Annotated in this window: 20 protein-coding genes and 1 tRNA gene; 9 read left to right on the forward strand and 12 right to left on the reverse strand. The window is 39.2% G+C overall.

The window, feature by feature from the left end; translation table 11 throughout:
* Positions 1-122 precede the first annotated feature (122 nt).
* Positions 123-206 (forward strand) — tRNA-Leu (locus tag AAGC65_RS08180).
* 24 nt (positions 207-230) lie between these two features.
* On the opposite strand, the gene AAGC65_RS08185 is transcribed toward AAGC65_RS08180, so the two are convergent.
* From AAGC65_RS08185 to AAGC65_RS08215, 7 genes are all read right to left on the reverse strand, one after another.
* Positions 231-689, reverse strand: a complete 459-nt coding sequence (locus tag AAGC65_RS08185) for a hypothetical protein (protein WP_343111946.1) — start codon at positions 687-689, stop codon at positions 231-233.
* Between the two features lie 82 nt (positions 690-771).
* Positions 772-2553: a hypothetical protein gene (locus tag AAGC65_RS08190; protein WP_343111947.1), complete on the reverse strand. Its 1782-nt coding sequence runs from the start codon at positions 2551-2553 to the stop codon at positions 772-774.
* Positions 2554-2608: 55 nt separating this feature from the next.
* Positions 2609-3049 (reverse strand): hypothetical protein, encoded by a 441-nt coding sequence (locus AAGC65_RS08195; protein WP_343111948.1) that lies wholly within the window; start codon positions 3047-3049, stop codon positions 2609-2611.
* Between the two features lie 242 nt (positions 3050-3291).
* Positions 3292-3606 carry a hypothetical protein gene (locus AAGC65_RS08200; protein WP_343111949.1) on the reverse strand — a complete coding sequence of 105 codons (315 nt, stop codon included), beginning with the start codon at positions 3604-3606 and terminating at the stop codon, positions 3292-3294.
* 220 nt (positions 3607-3826) lie between these two features.
* Positions 3827-4144, reverse strand: a complete 318-nt coding sequence (locus AAGC65_RS08205; RefSeq protein WP_343111950.1) for a hypothetical protein — start codon at positions 4142-4144, stop codon at positions 3827-3829.
* 94 nt (positions 4145-4238) lie between these two features.
* On the reverse strand, positions 4239-5480 hold the full coding sequence (locus tag AAGC65_RS08210) for a terminase large subunit (protein ID WP_343111951.1): 1242 nt from the start codon (positions 5478-5480) through the stop codon (positions 4239-4241).
* Positions 5481-5640: 160 nt separating this feature from the next.
* Positions 5641-6105: a terminase small subunit gene (locus tag AAGC65_RS08215; RefSeq protein WP_343111952.1), complete on the reverse strand. Its 465-nt coding sequence runs from the start codon at positions 6103-6105 to the stop codon at positions 5641-5643.
* 186 nt (positions 6106-6291) lie between these two features.
* Here AAGC65_RS08215 and AAGC65_RS08220 point away from each other — a divergent pair, with 186 nt between their 5' ends.
* The 5 genes from AAGC65_RS08220 (at position 6292) to AAGC65_RS08240 (ending at position 9878) form a co-directional block, all read left to right on the forward strand.
* Positions 6292-6795: an antitoxin Xre/MbcA/ParS toxin-binding domain-containing protein gene (locus tag AAGC65_RS08220; RefSeq protein WP_343111953.1), complete on the forward strand. Its 504-nt coding sequence runs from the start codon at positions 6292-6294 to the stop codon at positions 6793-6795.
* A 56-nt stretch (positions 6796-6851) separates the two neighbouring features.
* Positions 6852-7316: an RES family NAD+ phosphorylase gene (locus tag AAGC65_RS08225; RefSeq protein WP_343111954.1), complete on the forward strand. Its 465-nt coding sequence runs from the start codon at positions 6852-6854 to the stop codon at positions 7314-7316.
* Positions 7317-7398: 82 nt separating this feature from the next.
* Entirely contained in the window at positions 7399-8652 is a 1254-nt protein-coding gene (locus AAGC65_RS08230; protein WP_343111955.1) for a hypothetical protein, read from the forward strand.
* A gap of 275 nt (positions 8653-8927) precedes the next feature.
* On the forward strand, positions 8928-9479 hold the full coding sequence (locus AAGC65_RS08235; protein WP_343111956.1) for a hypothetical protein: 552 nt from the start codon (positions 8928-8930) through the stop codon (positions 9477-9479).
* 105 nt (positions 9480-9584) lie between these two features.
* A complete protein-coding gene (locus AAGC65_RS08240) occupies positions 9585-9878 on the forward strand; it encodes an RNA-binding protein (protein WP_343111957.1) in 294 nt (97 codons plus the stop codon).
* 76 nt (positions 9879-9954) lie between these two features.
* Here the strand turns inward: AAGC65_RS08240 and AAGC65_RS08245 are convergent, their stop codons facing one another.
* The 3 genes from AAGC65_RS08245 to AAGC65_RS08255 form a co-directional block, all read right to left on the reverse strand.
* Positions 9955-10314 carry a hypothetical protein gene (locus AAGC65_RS08245; RefSeq protein ID WP_343111958.1) on the reverse strand — a complete coding sequence of 120 codons (360 nt, stop codon included), beginning with the start codon at positions 10312-10314 and terminating at the stop codon, positions 9955-9957.
* Positions 10315-10519: 205 nt separating this feature from the next.
* Positions 10520-11020 carry a GNAT family N-acetyltransferase gene (locus AAGC65_RS08250; protein WP_343111959.1) on the reverse strand — a complete coding sequence of 167 codons (501 nt, stop codon included), beginning with the start codon at positions 11018-11020 and terminating at the stop codon, positions 10520-10522.
* A gap of 232 nt (positions 11021-11252) precedes the next feature.
* On the reverse strand, positions 11253-11951 hold the full coding sequence (locus AAGC65_RS08255; RefSeq protein ID WP_343111960.1) for a S24 family peptidase: 699 nt from the start codon (positions 11949-11951) through the stop codon (positions 11253-11255).
* A 151-nt stretch (positions 11952-12102) separates the two neighbouring features.
* Between AAGC65_RS08255 and AAGC65_RS08260 the strand changes: the two genes are divergently transcribed.
* Both AAGC65_RS08260 and AAGC65_RS08265 read left to right on the forward strand, forming a co-directional pair.
* The gene (locus AAGC65_RS08260) at positions 12103-12285 is read left to right on the forward strand and encodes a hypothetical protein (RefSeq protein WP_343111961.1); all 183 of its coding nucleotides are present in this window, start codon (positions 12103-12105) and stop codon (positions 12283-12285) included.
* Positions 12286-12344: 59 nt separating this feature from the next.
* The gene (locus AAGC65_RS08265; RefSeq protein ID WP_343111962.1) at positions 12345-12770 is read left to right on the forward strand and encodes a hypothetical protein; all 426 of its coding nucleotides are present in this window, start codon (positions 12345-12347) and stop codon (positions 12768-12770) included.
* A 197-nt stretch (positions 12771-12967) separates the two neighbouring features.
* Here the strand turns inward: AAGC65_RS08265 and AAGC65_RS08270 are convergent, their stop codons facing one another.
* Complete coding sequence (locus tag AAGC65_RS08270; RefSeq protein WP_343111963.1) at positions 12968-13306, reverse strand: hypothetical protein; 339 nt, start codon at positions 13304-13306, stop codon at positions 12968-12970.
* Positions 13307-13534: 228 nt separating this feature from the next.
* On the opposite strand from AAGC65_RS08270, the gene AAGC65_RS08275 reads away from it, so the two are divergent.
* Positions 13535-13894, forward strand: coding sequence for a hypothetical protein (locus AAGC65_RS08275; RefSeq protein WP_343111964.1), 360 nt, complete (start codon positions 13535-13537; stop codon positions 13892-13894).
* Positions 13895-13960: 66 nt separating this feature from the next.
* On the opposite strand, the gene AAGC65_RS08280 is transcribed toward AAGC65_RS08275, so the two are convergent.
* Entirely contained in the window at positions 13961-16192 is a 2232-nt protein-coding gene (locus AAGC65_RS08280) for a tetratricopeptide repeat protein (protein ID WP_343111965.1), read from the reverse strand.
* Positions 16193-16361: the final 169 nt, after the last annotated feature.

Here is a 16361-nt window from a genome sequence, read left to right on the forward strand (position 1 = left end):
GTCTCAGAAGCCGTTGAGAATTGTCTCTTGAGAGTTCGAGTCTCTCTTCGGGCACGCCGAATTTGAAAAAGAGGTCATAAGTCGATTATTGTTGACTTATGACCTTACTTTTGTAAACAAAAGCCCAGGTGGCGAAATTGGTAGACGCACCATCTTGAGGGGGTGGCACTCGTAAGGGTGTGGCAGTTCGAATCTGCTCCTGGGCACTTCACAAAAACAGTATTAATTATTTAATTAATATCGGTTGTTTTAAATTTATGCTCATAATACCATTGAGATAAATAAACGCCATCACTCCAGCTTAACTTTCCATCGGCTACTAATTGCGTTATCAGGATGGACATTTGATGTAGTACTCCAGATTTGATGTTTTTGTCCATCGCTTTTATAGTATCTACTGCCGAAATCATAATAGCGTTGGGTTGAGATAAGTTTAAAGAGTTTTCTACCAGTTTCAATTCTGTTAAAATAACAGGAAGTGAAAGCTGAAGTTTTTCTTTGATTTTATCATCTATATCGCCAGGAATAATGGTTGTCAGGATATCAGCAGCAGTTGAATTGACAAAATTTTTGATATTTTCTGTTATGGTGATCCCAATTTTTAACGCTATGGCTGTTTCATTAGGTATGTTAGTAAACAGATCTTTAATATGGTCTAATATTTTTTGTAAAAAAGTTTTTAAGCTCATGATTTATTGTGATCTTTAAGTTTGTTAACTTCCTGTTGTAATACAGCAACTTGTCCTTCTAATATTTTCAATCTAAGCTCATTTACTCTTGCCTGGGTTTAGCTCCGCTTAAACCTATCCAACGCAGGTAAACGGAATTATCATCCACCGCATCATCTATCCGGATAGTTTGGGTTTGCGTAACCTGGTGAGTAATGCCCTGATCATCGTATTTTAAGGCGATGTTGATGTAATAAGCTTGGCGCGGAAAGCTGCTATTGATCAGCAGGCGGTTTAAACCAGGCTGCGGTGATAGGGGCATGTTTGCCTGGGTTTGATCGGTGATGATGAATTTACCGCTATCCTGCTTTAACAAAAAGGAAGTATCCTCATTAAGCAGGTAAGTGGTTTGTAGGCCTCCAGCAAGCGGATTGCGGTTAATATCCAGCAGTATAAGGTCGCAATAAAGCTGTAAGCCTATTAAGTCTTCGCTGTAAATAAAACCGATATCGAAAGGGTAACCTATGGAGTAGGCAGGCTCGGCAAAATCTGTTACCCAGCGGGCCAATAGTGCGGGGTTATTCATGATCCGGAAAGGTACGTAGGCTGCCAGGTTACCACCATAACGCTCGCCCAATTGTTTGGCAGCATAAACCACATAGTATGTGTAGAGGATAGTGGTAAAAGCTGATGTGAAACCTTCTGTCGTTCCATCATCATAATGTTCGGCATAAGCTATCTGATAGCTTGTACAGAGGTTGTCATCCTTGAAGCAGAGCTGTGTGTAATCGCTTTCATCATTTGGACGAAGCTGACTTTGCAAGAAGTTAGAAAGGTCGGCTTTGATAATTCCTTCATTGTTAGGGCTATTACTTGATGTGATGATGCTTTGCCGGCCAGTTAGTTTATCCTGATAGGTAATACGGGTAATTACATTATAATAAGGCCGCATACTGTTGATATTGACATATCCGCTTGCATTGCCGCTAAAAGGAGTTTGGATAACGATCTGGTTGGAGTTGCCCGCACTAACAACATCATAAATGCCGATATACGGAGATGCGTTTAAGTAAATCTTGTCACCTTTATTAACCTTGTACCTGGCAGTAGTGGTATTAAGCAGGGTAGCATTTACCGCTATTTTGGCATAACCGGTTGCAGTATCCTCAGTTATGTTTATAACGCCAAAATCCTTACGCTGGTAGGTAAATACGATAGGGTTAAAAGCCGCGTTCCAGCGGGAGACATTACCGCCCGAAAGCGTTACGGAAGGATCATCAATAAGTAGATTTGGTAAAGTTGGTATAGTAACAAAAGCTTGATCGGCGCAGCCTAAAGGGTTACTATCCTTCACTAAAGGTTGTTCCAGACCACCGCTTAACCCTGTAAAAGTGGGCGAAAATTGCCAGGTAGCCCCAAAATCAATACTGTACTGAATAGGAGAGTAGCTTGATGTGGCATTAATGGTGATCTGTGCATCAGCAGCGCCAATAGCCGATTCAGGCTTATCAACCGTTATAAAATTAATTTTCAAATTGCAGATGCCCGGGTTGGCAGGAGGCGTACTGCTGCCAGGCTGCATGGATACAATGGAATAGTTTTTATAGCTGCTGAAGGTTTGTTCGCCATGCTCATTATAATGGCTTTCACGTACTATGCCGCTATCTATTTTTACTGATTGCCCGGGAATTATAACGCTGCTGGTACTTATGGAGCCGTTATCATCTATCTGGTAGGTAACCACGCAGTTATTTCCGTTGGCATAATTGCCGGTAGCGGTATCAATAATGGATATCAGTACATCAGCGCTGTCAATTTCGCCGCCATTTTGATCGGGGTAGGTGCTAACCCAGTTAACTTGTTCTATTTTGGCTATGAGACTCATGTGATTTTTTGAATTTAGGTTGCAGATTAAGGTTTAGGTGTTTCATTTGGCCAGATCAAAAAGAATCATAGTACATGGTGGCCAGCGTTATAGTTAAACCTATACCAGTGGTATTGCTATCATATTTATTATAAACGGGTTGTGCCTTTGCTTTGATGCCCGCTTTAATGCGGAAGTACCTGCCATCGCCATCTCGGTATTTGGATGCTTTCACAATAAACTCGTTGGCCAATTGCAAGGCCTGGTTCACATAAGTTTCGTTATCGACGGTATACTGGCCAAATTCTGTTTTATACAGAAATTCGATGTAGGCAGTAAACGTATTATCTACCGAACCGTTAACCTGTGGAGATACCTCAATCGGTTGCAACGGATACATGAATACGCAAGGGAATGCGGCGTCGTCGGCAAGTGTATTTAGTTCAGCTTGGGTGCCATAAGCAAATGCCGGGTTACCGGTAAGTGTTTGTACAATGGCTTCTATTTGATTGCGCATAAAAATTTAGCCCCCCGCCCCTGAAGGGGGAGTTTTCGTTTTAATGATTTACCTAACAGGGATTGGGTGTTTGAATTGTTTGTATGATATTTCCACCTTTAGGTTTAGGCGGATTGAAAACTTACGAAGTTTTTAAAACTTCGTAAGTTTGGAAATATTAGCTTTCTATATTGTATAAGATTTCTCTTTCGCACAACGCTCAGGCCCCCATGCTCAATCGAAATGACAATATTTAAAATACCTTATTCACGATTGAGTTCACTATATCTTTTCTGATAATCGGCTTCGGTTTTGTTGAGCAGGAGTTTGGTAAGCACCCGCTCGTAAGGCATGTTCATTACGGCATCCCATTTGGTGATATCTCCACTGGCAAGGGCATTTACGGTGTTGATATACTTAAACTTTTCAAAGGCCTGAATACCCGCCCGTTTTTCAAACGCTGTAGGAGCCGATGCCAGTAGCTGGTTTTCCTCGTTAATAAGCTGGGATAACAGGTAAAAAAATGTTTGGCTATGGGCAGTGCCTCCGTTACCCGCATCTTTTTTATTTCGGCGCAAAACTCTTCGGCCTGGTACTCATTGTATTGTTTACCGGTTACCCTGCAAAAAAAGTAATGGGCTAGCACATGGCAACAGGCATTTAATGAAGGATTGAAATTCTCCTGCCAGTCATCATCGCCATATTTTTTAATGTGGTCGTTAATTTCATCGGAAATGACTTCTTTTGCCGCCATAAAAGCGCCGGCCGGCTCTACCGAAAGGTTATGAGTTACTTTAACTACCTTGGTAACTGGTTTGCTACGGTCATGATCCAAAATAAAAGTAACCTCTTTCGGTGTTGTTTCGCTATTGTAGAGGTATTTGATCTGGTACGATAGGGATAGTACAGCATCGCTAAAAACTTGAAAGTCATTAGCATTTTTACATTGTTCAGAGTCTCGACGGCTATACACGAAAGTATGCTGATCGCTTCTATATCGTTTAGCTCAGGTTTCTCTTGCAAGGCCATCATTTGTCCCAAGGTTAGCTCGTTTAATTGATCAGGTATTTTTACCCGTAATTTGCCATCGGTAGTTTGCAGTGTTTTTTCGATCATAATTTTTGAGTATCCGCCTTTGCGGAATGTGTGATATCCGCAAAAGCGGATTATTAGTAATTTTAAGATATCAGTATATGTAAGCGGAGATAGCTTACAAACCCATCAAGCCATTGATTAATTGCGGTCTGGGATTGAAGGGCAAACGTGATCTTAATCGTGCTTGATTATTGGCGCTTAATTTGTTTAAGGCAACATATCTCAGAGGATCAATCAGGTGGTTCCAGGCATCAATAGGTTCGTTAATGGTTTTGCCGCTGCGGTCAACCCGCCATTTGTAACGGTTAAGTTCGTTGCGTAAATTAATACTGTTGCGGGTTACATTTATTTTGTAGCGCTTAAGGATATCAATAGAGTTTTTAATACTATCTGCTCCTTTTTTAGCACCGGTAATATACCAGCCCATACGTTTCAGATCTTCTATCGATTTAGGCTCTGCACTATCGGCAATGATCTCTGTTTTTTTGCTTACGCCGTATTCATTAAGCTTATGCGCTATATCGGTATTGGTGAGGCCGGTTTCATAAAATAACTCATTAACCCAGAGCTCGCCGTTTTGTTGATACACTTGCAGACAGCCGGTTTGATCGTTGGTAAAACCAAAATCGAGTCCGGATGCTATAAGCTTTGCATTTTCGGGTATCTGGCTACAGATGTACCAATTGTTAAATATCAGGCCGGTAATTTTTCCGGTAACGCCCCGAGCGTATACTTTCCAGAGTTCGATATCCTCTTTTTTCAGCGATTCTATTTTGTCCCTTACCTTTTGATCCAGAAAAGGGTTGTGCCGGTGATCAGATATAATAAGCTGTACGTTTGGCTGCCCAATTAGCCGCTCATGAACCCAAAAGCCTGTATTGGGGTTATAATCAATAAATATGCGCTGTTTGGTTCGTAAGGCCAGTTCGGTGTATACATCCCAGGTAATACCGTTGGCTTCGTTGATGAAAAGGTAATCGCGCTTGCCCGATTTGGCATCCTGGGCATTATCATAGCTTTTAAATTCCAGGATACTGCCATTGTTAAATTGAAACACACGGTCGGTTTTATTATAACTTTTTATCAGGGTTTGTAATACTACTGAGTTGTCATAAATATGTTGCGCATCGCGCAGGGCACCAGCTTTAAGGTTAGGGATATCCTGGGCTACTACGGTGATAACCGATTTAGGATGAGTACATGCTAAACAAAATAGTACCTGTTCAATAGCGTATGTTTTGCCTGAGCTGGTGCCGCCCTGGTTAACAACTACATGGGCATTTGAAAAATAATTTTGCCTGAAAAGGACAGAGCCCCCCAGGCCATTAAATGGTGGAGCATTGATATCATTTGTCATAATATAATTAATATGGTTAGAACTGAAAAGCAGTGTAGTGAATTTATGCTTTTAATGCTATTTGGAATAGCATTGATTCAAATATACTAATAAAATTAGTTAGAATAGAAATAAATTTTTTAATTATTAAATAGGTATTGCTTGTTAGGCCAAACTGATGTTATAAAGTCACCTCTTTTTCGCTCCCGGCAGGTAAGGGGCCACTATTGATGATTTCTATTTTTAGTGTATCATCTGTTTTAGTTGTTGGTTTGATGGTTTCGGGTTTATCATTCCAACCCAGGGTTTTAAGGGCAAATATTACCCCGGTTGGTGTTTGGTGTAAGCGGGCCTCGTAGGCCGCTTCTACACGCAGGCGCCCGCGTTTCAATACTTGGGCATATTTACCGTTTTGTTCATAGGCTTCAAATTCCTGCTTGCTGGTAAAGCCTAAAAATAGCGCCATGCCCGATATGGTGGCAAATTCAGGTTCACGTTCCCAAGCTTTTTGTGCTGTTACGGATTTAGAATTTTCTTTGACAGGAGGTTGATCTGCCAGGGGTTCCCCTTCGATATAAACAAAATACTCATCAATACGGGTAGCCAAAATCAGAGCTGACTTAGAATAATAGGATAGTGGTTTCATTATGATTTAAATGATTATTGGCATAATTTATATCAAAGGTACAATGATTATTTTACAATTGCTAATTTTTTTGGCATTTTAATATTTCCTTGACTGGGCTTTCATTTAAATTAAATCTAAAGTCATCTTTAATGATATTTAAAGCAAAATATTTCTGTTTTAAATAGAAAATAATTACATTTGTATATGAACAAAGCAATAAAAAGTCACGAAACAGGTATTGAGGCTAAACGTGCGGTGTCAAGGCCTTATACTATGCCAGAAACAGAAACAGCATCAATGGTAAATGACTTGTTAATGCCTTATGAAGCTTACTTTAAATCGCCCCTGGCTAAATTGGGTGCCATTAAGCAAGGCCTGCGTTCTGACGCTATTACCGATCTGTTACAGGTTACCGGTGCTACACAAATTGATATAGCCAGGTGGCTTGATATTACAGAGCCTACCTTGCGTAAGCATATTCAGGGCTCACGTGAGTTAAACCGGGGGCTTAGCGAGCACATTATACAGCTTTTTGAACTTTTTGATAAAGGCCTTGATACTTTTGGTTCTCTTGATGAATTTAAAAGCTGGTTAAAACACTATAACCCTGGCATTGATGCCATACCATTTGATTTGCTTGATACCTTAACAGGCATAAGTATAGTGCTCAATCAGCTTATTCGTATAGATTACGGTGTACTGGCCTGATAAAGCTTGCTGAAATCATTATAACCCATTACTGCAACTTAGTATTCTAAACTGATTTGAACGTATTCCGCATAAGCCAAACTAAATATGCCAACGACCGTAAGGGATCAGGAATTGACGGCCGGTGGAACTCACTGGGGCAATACCTTATTTATACAGGCGGCTCGCTTGCTCTATCATGCCTTGAAAAACTGGCACATACGCCAGGAACATCATTATATAGCGGTGATTTTTCGGTCGCGATATGGCACATACCTGATACCGTACCGGTTTTTGAGATCACCGCAGCGCGACTCACTAAGCTTAATGCAAATTGGCATAAGGTAATTAATTACCCTATTACCCAGCTTATGGGCGATACCTGGTTGCGCAAAATGGAGACAGCCGTTTTAAAAGTACCCTCGGCCATTATTGACCTGGAATATAATTACTTGTTTAATCCGGCACATCCCGATTTTGAAAAGATAAAAATAACCAGTGTGAATAAATTTACTTTCGACCCTCGTTTAAAGGCACGGTAATTGGTGTGCTCAAACAACTATTCAGGTATATTATTTATAATTGCAAACCATAAGTGGTTTTGTATCCAGGTAACAATTATTAATGCGCAGGAAAAAAATAGCTATTTTAAGTTTTGTATTGACTACTTTATTATTTAGTAATACAAATCTTTATGCGCAAGATAAAAGGTACATTCCCATAGGGCGTACAAAGTTTAAAGATACCTTAGCTGTCGCGCATCCTGATACTACTTTTGAAAAAGATCTGTTTGATGTGATCAGATCAATGTTTGTTAAAAACTATAAGCAGGGTAAGGCCGATTCGGTAACTACCAAGCCGGTAATATCTATTGTGCCTGCGGTAGGGTACACACTGCAGACAGACCTGGCAGGTACATTATCAGGTAATGTGGTTTTCCGGACAGCGCCTAACACCCGTATATCAACAATTACTGTTAACCCTGCATATACTCAAAAAAAGCAGGTGATCATACCTTTGCAGTCAAACATCTGGACAAAGGATAACAAGTATGATTTTATAGGCGATTTTAGATTTTATAAATACCCACAAAGTAGTTTTGGTTTGGGAAGCGATTCTAAGCTGGCTAATGAAAATCCGCTTGATTATACATTTTTTCGGTTTTATGAAACAGTGCTGAAGCAAATTGCAGGCAATTTTTATGCAGGTATCGGCTATATTTTTGACGACAGGTGGAACATGTCTGAAAAAGGCCAGGCAAACGGCCAAGTATCGGATTTTGAAAAATATGGTTCCGGCTCACGATCTATTTCTACAGGGTTTACTTTTAATGCCTTGTTTGATAGCCGCGACAATTCCATAAACGCCTCGCGAGGTTTTTATAGCTCTTTACAATACCGGGATAATTATACTTTTTTGGGAAGTACAACCGCCTGGCGTTCCTTAATTATTGATGTGCGCAAGTATTATAAATTTCCGCAGGGATCTGATAATGTATTAGCTTTTTGGTCATACAACTGGTTGGTAATTAACGGAAAACCAGCCTATCTTGATTTACCGGCAACGGGTCATGATCCTGGTAATACTACCGGGCGCGGATATATTCAGGGCAGGTTTAGAGGTGCGCAAATGGTTTACCTGGAAAGCGAATATCGTTTTAAAATAACACGCAACGGCTTGCTGGGAGGTGTTGCATTTATCAATGCCGAATCTTTTTCGGCAGCTCCTGGCACTCATTTACAAAGTATACAACCCGGTTTTGGTCCGGGGTTACGTATTAAGCTTAATAAAGTTTCAAAAACCAACATTGCTATTGATTATGGCTTTGGCAATCAAGGTTCAAGAGGATTGTTTATTAATGTTGGTGAAGTTTTTTAATTATCATCAAAATATTTCATTTCCTGGAAAATATTGAAAATATATAGGTTCCAATTCCTGGTATTTTTACATTATCACATAAATTACCAATTTTCATGAAAAAGTGAACATTTAATGCTTGAACCGTGTTTCTCATATGTAAAAAAATGTTAAACTTTTATTTAAATCGATTGCGATGATAAGATTTTAGAATTTTTATTATTAGCTTTAACCATCAATAGGCCTTTGATAATATGCGGTTTAATAAATTATTCGTTTCCAGTCTTTTACTACTTATGGCGATGATATCATCATGCCAGAAGGATGAGAGCGTAAAGGATATGGATACGGTTAAGCCTCAGTTAAATACTGTTATTGATAGTGCGTCTGCTGCAAACGTTGTTAATAATCCCGATAATTTTCTGGCGGGCAAGGGCACATTAAAAATAACTATTAAAGATTCTACCTATACATTTGATGCATCTACAGATTCAGTGGCTTTTATTAATGTGCGTAGTGGTGATAGTAAATATTTTGGAATCACGGCCATTAATAAAGCTCACAGCATGAGCTTTGGCATTAGTTCTATTGGGTTTGCCTCAGCTAATACAACAAGTAAGGTGGCAGGAAGCCAGTTTTTGTTTAAGGCCGATGATAAAAAGCCGGAACTCCAATACACCCTTACTCAATACGTTGGTCAGGACGATTCCGGTAAAATAAGTATCGAAAAATATAATAATGATAACCTTATTGCCAAGGGAACCTTCTTTACCTTTCTGGCAAAAGATGATAAGGCCGACTCTCCATTTTACAGGGTGGAAGGCAGCTTTGAACTCCAGCTTAAATAATTATTCCGACTGCGTAATTTAAAGGTAAAAAAGACATTACCATTTGAATAGCTTACCCAAAAGCGCTTAATTTTTAGTACCTTTACGCAAATTTTAAGGACATTGATGAAGGTATTTATTGCAGGGCTTCCTTTAGAAGTAAGTGAGGCCGAATTAACAGCTGTTTTTGGTGACTTTGGGCCGGTTAAATCGCTCAGAATTATCAAAGATCGCGAAACAAAAGAGAGTAAGGGTTTCGGATTTGTGGAGATGGTTAATGATGATGAGGCTAAAGAAGCGATAAGATGTATGAACGGCGCGAGTTACTATGGCCGTAGGATTACAGTTAACGTGGCCGAAGACAAAGGGCCGGGCTTTAATGGCAACGGCGGAGGTAAAGGAAACTTCAGACGTAACTAATAGGGGATAAGATTACTCTTTTCAAAATATAAGCCGGCCTCACGACCGGCTTTTTTGTGATATAAGTTTCCGAACTTTAAACTACTTGGTACGACTGAGCGGTGACATTGTTTATATTGAAAGTATTTAATAAGTAATCAAGCTTTGTATTTAGTTCATGAAGCGAGATGTCATTCTTTTCAAAAGCCGTTGTAAGCTGGCTTAGCTCGCAGTTAATACTCGGCATATCGGCTCTGTTCATGTTACTGTTAGCATTAAACTGTTCCTGATTTTCTAAAGCTTTGATTTTATATTCGGCCGCTGTAAGTAAATAAAGATGTTGTACATCATTGGTATACAGGTTGTTGCTTATTTTGTTTTCTTGCTGTTTGTTAAAGGCAACTAAAAATATAGCAGCCAAAATGGTAGCGATTACGAGCATCATGATAGGTTCCATCTTCTTAATAGTTTAATTTGTAACTTAGGTAAACACCAGCCAGGGGATTGCTTGTGCGCTTTATTAAACTAAATATATGAGTATTATTTTTTATTTTTTAGCGCAGTGTTAATAAAACCCATAAATGTTGATAACTATTTAACGAAGTGAATCCATGAAGGCTGCAGTTATGTTAACTTTTTGATAAAAATGGCCTTTTTGAGAGTTAAAGGCGCTTTTCGTAACAATAAAACCTTAATCCCGGGCGGAAGCCGAGGCCAATTTCGCCGGCTAAAACATAACCAAGCTTAGGGAATAGTTTTTGTGTGGCCAGGTTTTTAATATTAGTATCAATTCGTAAGGTTTTAATATTTCGGCGAATTGCCTCTTTTTCAGCTTCCTGGAGTAAGGCTGCAGCTATGCCCAGTCCCCTAAAGCGAGGGCTTACCGCCAGGCGATGCGTAACAATGGCCGGTTCTGAAATATCCCAGCCCACTTCCGCATATTCGGCATCCTGATCGGTTGTAATGGCACTAACGCCAGCAATTTGATGATTTACCTCAGCTACCCAAAGCTGGTTTTGTTCAATATCGTTGGTAAACACAGTAGCATTAGGGTAGTTATTATCCCATTGTAAATTACCTGAAGCTATCATTGCAGGTACTACCTCGGCAATGAGATTTAATATATTAGGGATGTCGGCTACTGTGGCCTGGCGTATAAGCATATCAAATGAAGTAAACTCTAAAATATAAAAACGAGCACTATAATGTTATAGGTTTATTTTAACATGAATTTATTATGACTATTGTCGTTGTTTTATCAATATTTAACAGTTATGTATTAAATATTATAAATATCTAAATTTTCTTTCTTTGTGGTATAAGTAAGCTTGTATTCACAAACCATTGGTGTAGTTATACCGATGGCTTGTGAAATCGGTGCTGTAATTAAGTATATTAATGATTATGCTTTTTATGGATGTCTTTTACAATGCACAACTTTTTTATCTCGGCAATTTTAATAACAAAGGGGGCGTATTTGAGCCTGTTGCCAATCATTTCAGTAGTATTGTCTGAATGGGCTATCACCTCGTCCTGGTTGTCGCCGGCAAGCAATCGTTTATACATTCTGTATTCTCCCCACTCAATATAATATACTTCGCCAGGCAATATCTTTTTATCATGTATAACCTTTACGGCCACCCAGCAGCCGTTTTCAAGATAAGGATACATGGAATGTCCCCAAACCGGTAACGCGAAATCACAATCTTCAATACCCGGAAAGTTCATACGACCAACAGGCATCGAATCATTAATATCATTGTAAACTTCTACGCCCGAAGCAGTGGCTGAAATTTCATACATTGGGATACCGTCTGGTCTGTTTACAGGATTATTTTCTGTATTAATAGGTGACTGAGTGTTGTTAATGAAATCTCTGTATTTTTCTTTGAAAATTCTGAGTTTTTCAAGATCGATGTTTTGACGACTCTTTACTATTTCGGTAATTGAGCTGGGCGAATTGAAACCAAGTGCTTCGGCTAATTGCGCGTTTCCTACAAATGCCTTTCCTTTAAGTTGATTATAAAGAATAATAAATTCCAGGGTTTCTGGGCGAATGGTTTTTATTTTACCGGGTTTTGAATTATTCTCCATTGTTGATAAATATTAAAGATATTTCTTGAAATAAATAAAGATATTTCTGTATATTTATTCTGTTGATTCTGCTAAGGTAGTGTAAATTTTAATAATAACAAATTTGCAATACAGAATTTAAGAATTATTAATACAGAAATTTATTTATATCATGTACATCGCCTATTCCGCCCTGCAATTGTCAAGTATTGATAATCAGGAAAATATCAAAATTCAAACAGAGCATGAACCCCTCTTGCGTTACCAGGCCTATCTGGCAGCATGCGCCAAATACACTAAAGAAATTGCTGATATACAGAAATACATCCCCGGCTGGATGCCTGACTTCAGGTAATAGCTTAATATTTTCTCTCCTCAATAAAAACTTAGTCAAGTAAATTAAAAACCAATAAAATGATAAAGATTACTCAAAAATTAAAACAGCAGCTATGGTGGCTTATTATATCTGTTGATTATGATTATAGCCGGATAGCTATTGCCGACCATGACCTTACAGATGATATACTTACGCTTTGGCTGGAAGATAAACACGATTTTAAAAACTCGCTTGATGAATGCCTGCAACTGGATATTAAAGCCCGTGAATTTGCCAAAGTGATCAAAGCAGAGAATTTAAACAGTTATGAAGGCAGCAAAGTGCACCCCACAAAAAACTTTGTGTATAAAGCAAGGATAGAAATAAATACACCCTTAAAATGGTATCAAAACGATGCCGCTGTTATTGAGCAACAATGGGCCCGTGAAGCTGTATTGCGAACAATACTTACCCAACTTGTTGAAACAGAGGCCGCCGGCATATATGAGCAACATTTTTTATAATCTCAATTATGCCAATTGGCATAATCTATCTATTGAATCTCTTGCAGGAAACTTCTGATTGTTGTTATTAAAAAGATAGAGGATTATGAATTGTATTTCACTTGGGCATATGGTAAATAATAACGGGTTAATTTATTCAGGCCGTTTTATTTACCATATGCTGGCTAAAAAAGGGAAGGAGATAATACTGTGCTGAACTATTTTACCCTTACCTGCTGTTTTTCTTCATGTTCAACTTCAACCAATTCTTCAACTTCACTAATGGCCTCGGCCGGTTGGCTGGCATAGTTAAGTTTGCGGAAACGCCACTGGGCAAATGCCGGTTCCTGAAAGCGGTTTATCAACTTAAAAAACTTCGGAAAATTATGCACCTCTTCCAGTAACACACCGGTTACTATGCCGTTGTTGTCTAATATTTCGCGGATAGTATATTCTTTATCTTTAGTTATCCAGATCTCAAAATCCCGTCTTATTTCTTCGCTTTTTTCAGGGTCAATCCTGTCATTTATGCAAATTACTTTATCTCCTGGTTTCATAATACTAAAAGCTGAGGGTTGCTATGGCCAGCCTTATACAATGCAAATTTCCGATTTTTTAACCGGAAATTAAAAATCATTTGCAGTATGTGAATATATAACAGATTTGCAGACGATGTAAATAGCATTTTAAATGAAAATCAATATTTAACTGGACGTTCAATAACAATCGTAAAAAATAAATAAATATTTGCCAAATGAACAAATTGTTTATTATTGCAGTCATATATGTCTGACGAAGCAATAATAAAACGGTTAAAGGTGGTTGTAAAGGAGCACGGAGGCCAATTGGGCCTTGCCGGAGCAATTGGTGTTGACCAGGGCTTTATCAGCAAAGTGATCAATCAAAAGCAGGACATTAGCTACTACCTTATCCGTAAGCTTTGTTTTCAGCTTAAATATTCGCCCGAGTGGCTAATTTTAGGAACCGGCGAAAAAAAGATAGATAAACCGGAATCGGCTAAACTAATTACCGAAATACAAATGATGCGTACCGAAGTGGATATTTTGCATGCCCGTATGCGGGCTTATGAAATGGAGATCAAAGAGTTGCGCGATCAATTACACCTGGAAAAAAAGGCAGGATAAATATTTTACCAAAAAGGTCATCTTTATAAAGATGACCTTTTTTATAAGATGAGTTTCTGTTTAAATTTATTTACAATAATGGGCAGCAATGGCTGCAGCTGTTTTTGATCCTAACTCTATAGCTTTGTTAAAATCGGCACAGGCTCCTGTAGTTTCATTAAAGGTGATTTTTACCAGTCCGCGTTGCAGATAGGCTTCGCCATTTTGCGGATTTAAAGAGATAGCCGTTACACAATCATTTAATGCGCCGCCAGCATCGCTTAGGGTAAGTTTCAGGGCAGCCAGATCAATGTAAATATCCGAACCGTTATTTACTTTCAGCGCGTTATCCATATCTTCTGTTGCTCCCTGTTCGTCGCCCAGTTTCTTTTTGGCAATGCTGCTGTGCGCGTATGCTTTGCCGTTATTAGCATTGATATAGGTGGCGTTATGATAGTCATCGGCAGCGCCGGCATAATCTTTCAAGGCAAGTTTAACATCGCCCCTGAATAAAAAGGTTTCATCGTTTGAGAAGATAGAGACCGCTTTATCCAGATCGGTCATTGCCGCCTTATAATTTTTTAGCCTGGCTTGAATATGCCCCCGGTTCTGATAAAACACGGCCGAACTATCTGAAGTGGAATCCACTTTAATGGCCGCAGTAAAATCAGCAAGGGCGCCATTGATATCCTCCGTACCAGCCCGGAAAAGACCGCGCTTTAACAGCAACGCAGTGTTTTTAGGATTTTTGGCAATGCCGCTATCATAATCTGCAGTGGCTCCTCTATAATCGCCGGCTGCTGCTTTTGCCTCGCCCCTGAAAAGATAAAAATTGGCATTAGTGGGATTTAACGCAATAGCGCTGGTGAATAATTGCACGCCTTTATTGGTGTATGTATAAAACTTATCAACCTTACCCAGGCGCTCATAAGCATCCTGGCGCTGAGGGGCAAGCGCTATCAGTTTTTCCAGATCTTTTACCGCCCCGGCTTTGTCGTTTATTTTATCTTTCTCGATGCCGCGGTTTAAATAGGCATAAGTATAATTGGGGTTTATCTGTATAGCTGTATTATAATCGCGGATGGCGGCTTGCCGGTCGCCAAGGTTACGGTGAGCATCCCCCCGAACCAGGTAAGCCTCATCGCTGTTGTTATTGAGGTTAATGGCAAGGGTCATGTCGGCTATAATTCCGGCGGTATCTTTCAGTTCCATTTTGGCTTTACTGCGGCTTACATATCCCTTCAGATCTTTTGGGTTTAATATAATAGCCGAGTCGGCATCGAGCTTGGCTCCCTGAAAATCTTTTAGTTCTAATTTAACTGCCGAGCGATTTTGGTAAGCTTCAGCGTTGCCTGCATCAAGCGCAATGGCATGGTTTAAATCATCCATTGCTCCTTTATAGTCTTTCAGGTTGCTTTTTACCAATCCACGGTATAAGTAAACATTGGCCTTTGCAGGGTATTTGGTAACTGCTATATTAAAATAATCAAGTGCCCCTTTATTATCGCCCATGTTTTTTTGAGCATTGGCCAGGTACAGAAACAGGTTTTTAAGATCGGGATTAAGTGCCGCGGCTTTTTTGAAATCTTCTACCGCGCTTTTATAATCACCTAAATTACTTTTGTTGTTGGCCCGGTAAAAATAAGCTTCTGCATTTTGTGGGTTATAATTTATGGCGATGGTATAATCGGCAATGCCGCCTTTCAGGTCATTGGTGCTTGTTTTGGTATCAGCCCTGTATCGGTACAGATCGGCCTTTTGCGGGTTTAGCTTTATAGCCATATTATAATCGTTGATGGCACCTGTAAAATTGCCCTGGCCGTTTTTAGCCAGGCCCCTGTATTCATATAACTCGGCGTTATTTGGCGCTATTTTTAGCGCGAAGGTGAAATCAGCAATAGCTCCCGCGTAATCCTTTATGTTTGATTTGGCATTGCCCCGGTATTGATACATTTTTAGATTGCCGGGCTCAAGGGTTATTGCTTTATTAAAATCATTAATGGCATCGTTGTAGTTGCCAATGTTGCTTTCGGCATTAGCCTTATAATAGTAAGCATTGGTGAAATCAGGTTTCAGATTGATGGTTTTGGCATAATCATCAATAGCGGCATTATAATCTTTAAGGTTTCCGTATGCATTTGCACGGTAATAATAAGCCTCGCTATTGTTACCGTTTAGTTCAATGGCCCGGGAAAAAAGTTGAATAGCGCCTTTATAATCTTTTGCATCAGCTCTTGCATTCCCGTTTTGAATATACGTATCGGCTGTTTGAGCAAACGCGGATAAAGGGAAAAAGATAAAAAATAAGAGTTTTTTCATTTAAGAATAACGGTTGTTTTAATATCGGCAAAAAATCAATCAATTACAGCAAAGGTTATACCGAAAGTGAAAGTATTGAAATTTATACTAAAACAATAATTAGCCGTTATGGAGAATTTAATTGTGGGACTTTTATACCCCACAATTATTATGTTTTGACAATGTAATA

Origin of the sequence: Mucilaginibacter sp. (assembly GCF_039207105.1) — a bacterium.
Classification (GTDB): Bacteria; Bacteroidota; Bacteroidia; order Sphingobacteriales; family Sphingobacteriaceae; genus Mucilaginibacter.

What these genes read in the sequence shown, in the direction of transcription:
- AAGC65_RS08280 (WP_343111965.1), bottom strand. Translation starts at nt 16,192, where the DNA reads ATGAAAAAACTCTTATTTTTTATCTTTTTCCCTTTATCCGCGTTTGCT.
- AAGC65_RS08205 (WP_343111950.1), bottom strand. Translation starts at nt 4,144, where the DNA reads ATGATCGAAAAAACACTGCAAACTACCGATGGCAAATTACGGGTAAAA.
- AAGC65_RS08190 (WP_343111947.1), bottom strand. Translation starts at nt 2,553, where the DNA reads ATGAGTCTCATAGCCAAAATAGAACAAGTTAACTGGGTTAGCACCTAC.
- AAGC65_RS08270 (WP_343111963.1), bottom strand. Translation starts at nt 13,306, where the DNA reads ATGAAACCAGGAGATAAAGTAATTTGCATAAATGACAGGATTGACCCT.
- AAGC65_RS08235 (WP_343111956.1), top strand. Translation starts at nt 8,928, where the DNA reads ATGGCGATGATATCATCATGCCAGAAGGATGAGAGCGTAAAGGATATG.
- AAGC65_RS08275 (WP_343111964.1), top strand. Translation starts at nt 13,535, where the DNA reads ATGTCTGACGAAGCAATAATAAAACGGTTAAAGGTGGTTGTAAAGGAG.
- AAGC65_RS08195 (WP_343111948.1), bottom strand. Translation starts at nt 3,049, where the DNA reads ATGCGCAATCAAATAGAAGCCATTGTACAAACACTTACCGGTAACCCG.
- AAGC65_RS08245 (WP_343111958.1), bottom strand. Translation starts at nt 10,314, where the DNA reads ATGGAACCTATCATGATGCTCGTAATCGCTACCATTTTGGCTGCTATA.
- AAGC65_RS08220 (WP_343111953.1), top strand. Translation starts at nt 6,292, where the DNA reads ATGAACAAAGCAATAAAAAGTCACGAAACAGGTATTGAGGCTAAACGT.
- AAGC65_RS08250 (WP_343111959.1), bottom strand. Translation starts at nt 11,020, where the DNA reads ATGCTTATACGCCAGGCCACAGTAGCCGACATCCCTAATATATTAAAT.
- AAGC65_RS08185 (WP_343111946.1), bottom strand. Translation starts at nt 689, where the DNA reads ATGAGCTTAAAAACTTTTTTACAAAAAATATTAGACCATATTAAAGAT.
- AAGC65_RS08215 (WP_343111952.1), bottom strand. Translation starts at nt 6,105, where the DNA reads ATGAAACCACTATCCTATTATTCTAAGTCAGCTCTGATTTTGGCTACC.
- AAGC65_RS08240 (WP_343111957.1), top strand. Translation starts at nt 9,585, where the DNA reads ATGAAGGTATTTATTGCAGGGCTTCCTTTAGAAGTAAGTGAGGCCGAA.
- AAGC65_RS08210 (WP_343111951.1), bottom strand. Translation starts at nt 5,480, where the DNA reads ATGACAAATGATATCAATGCTCCACCATTTAATGGCCTGGGGGGCTCT.
- AAGC65_RS08260 (WP_343111961.1), top strand. Translation starts at nt 12,103, where the DNA reads ATGTACATCGCCTATTCCGCCCTGCAATTGTCAAGTATTGATAATCAG.
- AAGC65_RS08265 (WP_343111962.1), top strand. Translation starts at nt 12,345, where the DNA reads ATGATAAAGATTACTCAAAAATTAAAACAGCAGCTATGGTGGCTTATT.
- AAGC65_RS08230 (WP_343111955.1), top strand. Translation starts at nt 7,399, where the DNA reads ATGCGCAGGAAAAAAATAGCTATTTTAAGTTTTGTATTGACTACTTTA.
- AAGC65_RS08255 (WP_343111960.1), bottom strand. Translation starts at nt 11,951, where the DNA reads ATGGAGAATAATTCAAAACCCGGTAAAATAAAAACCATTCGCCCAGAA.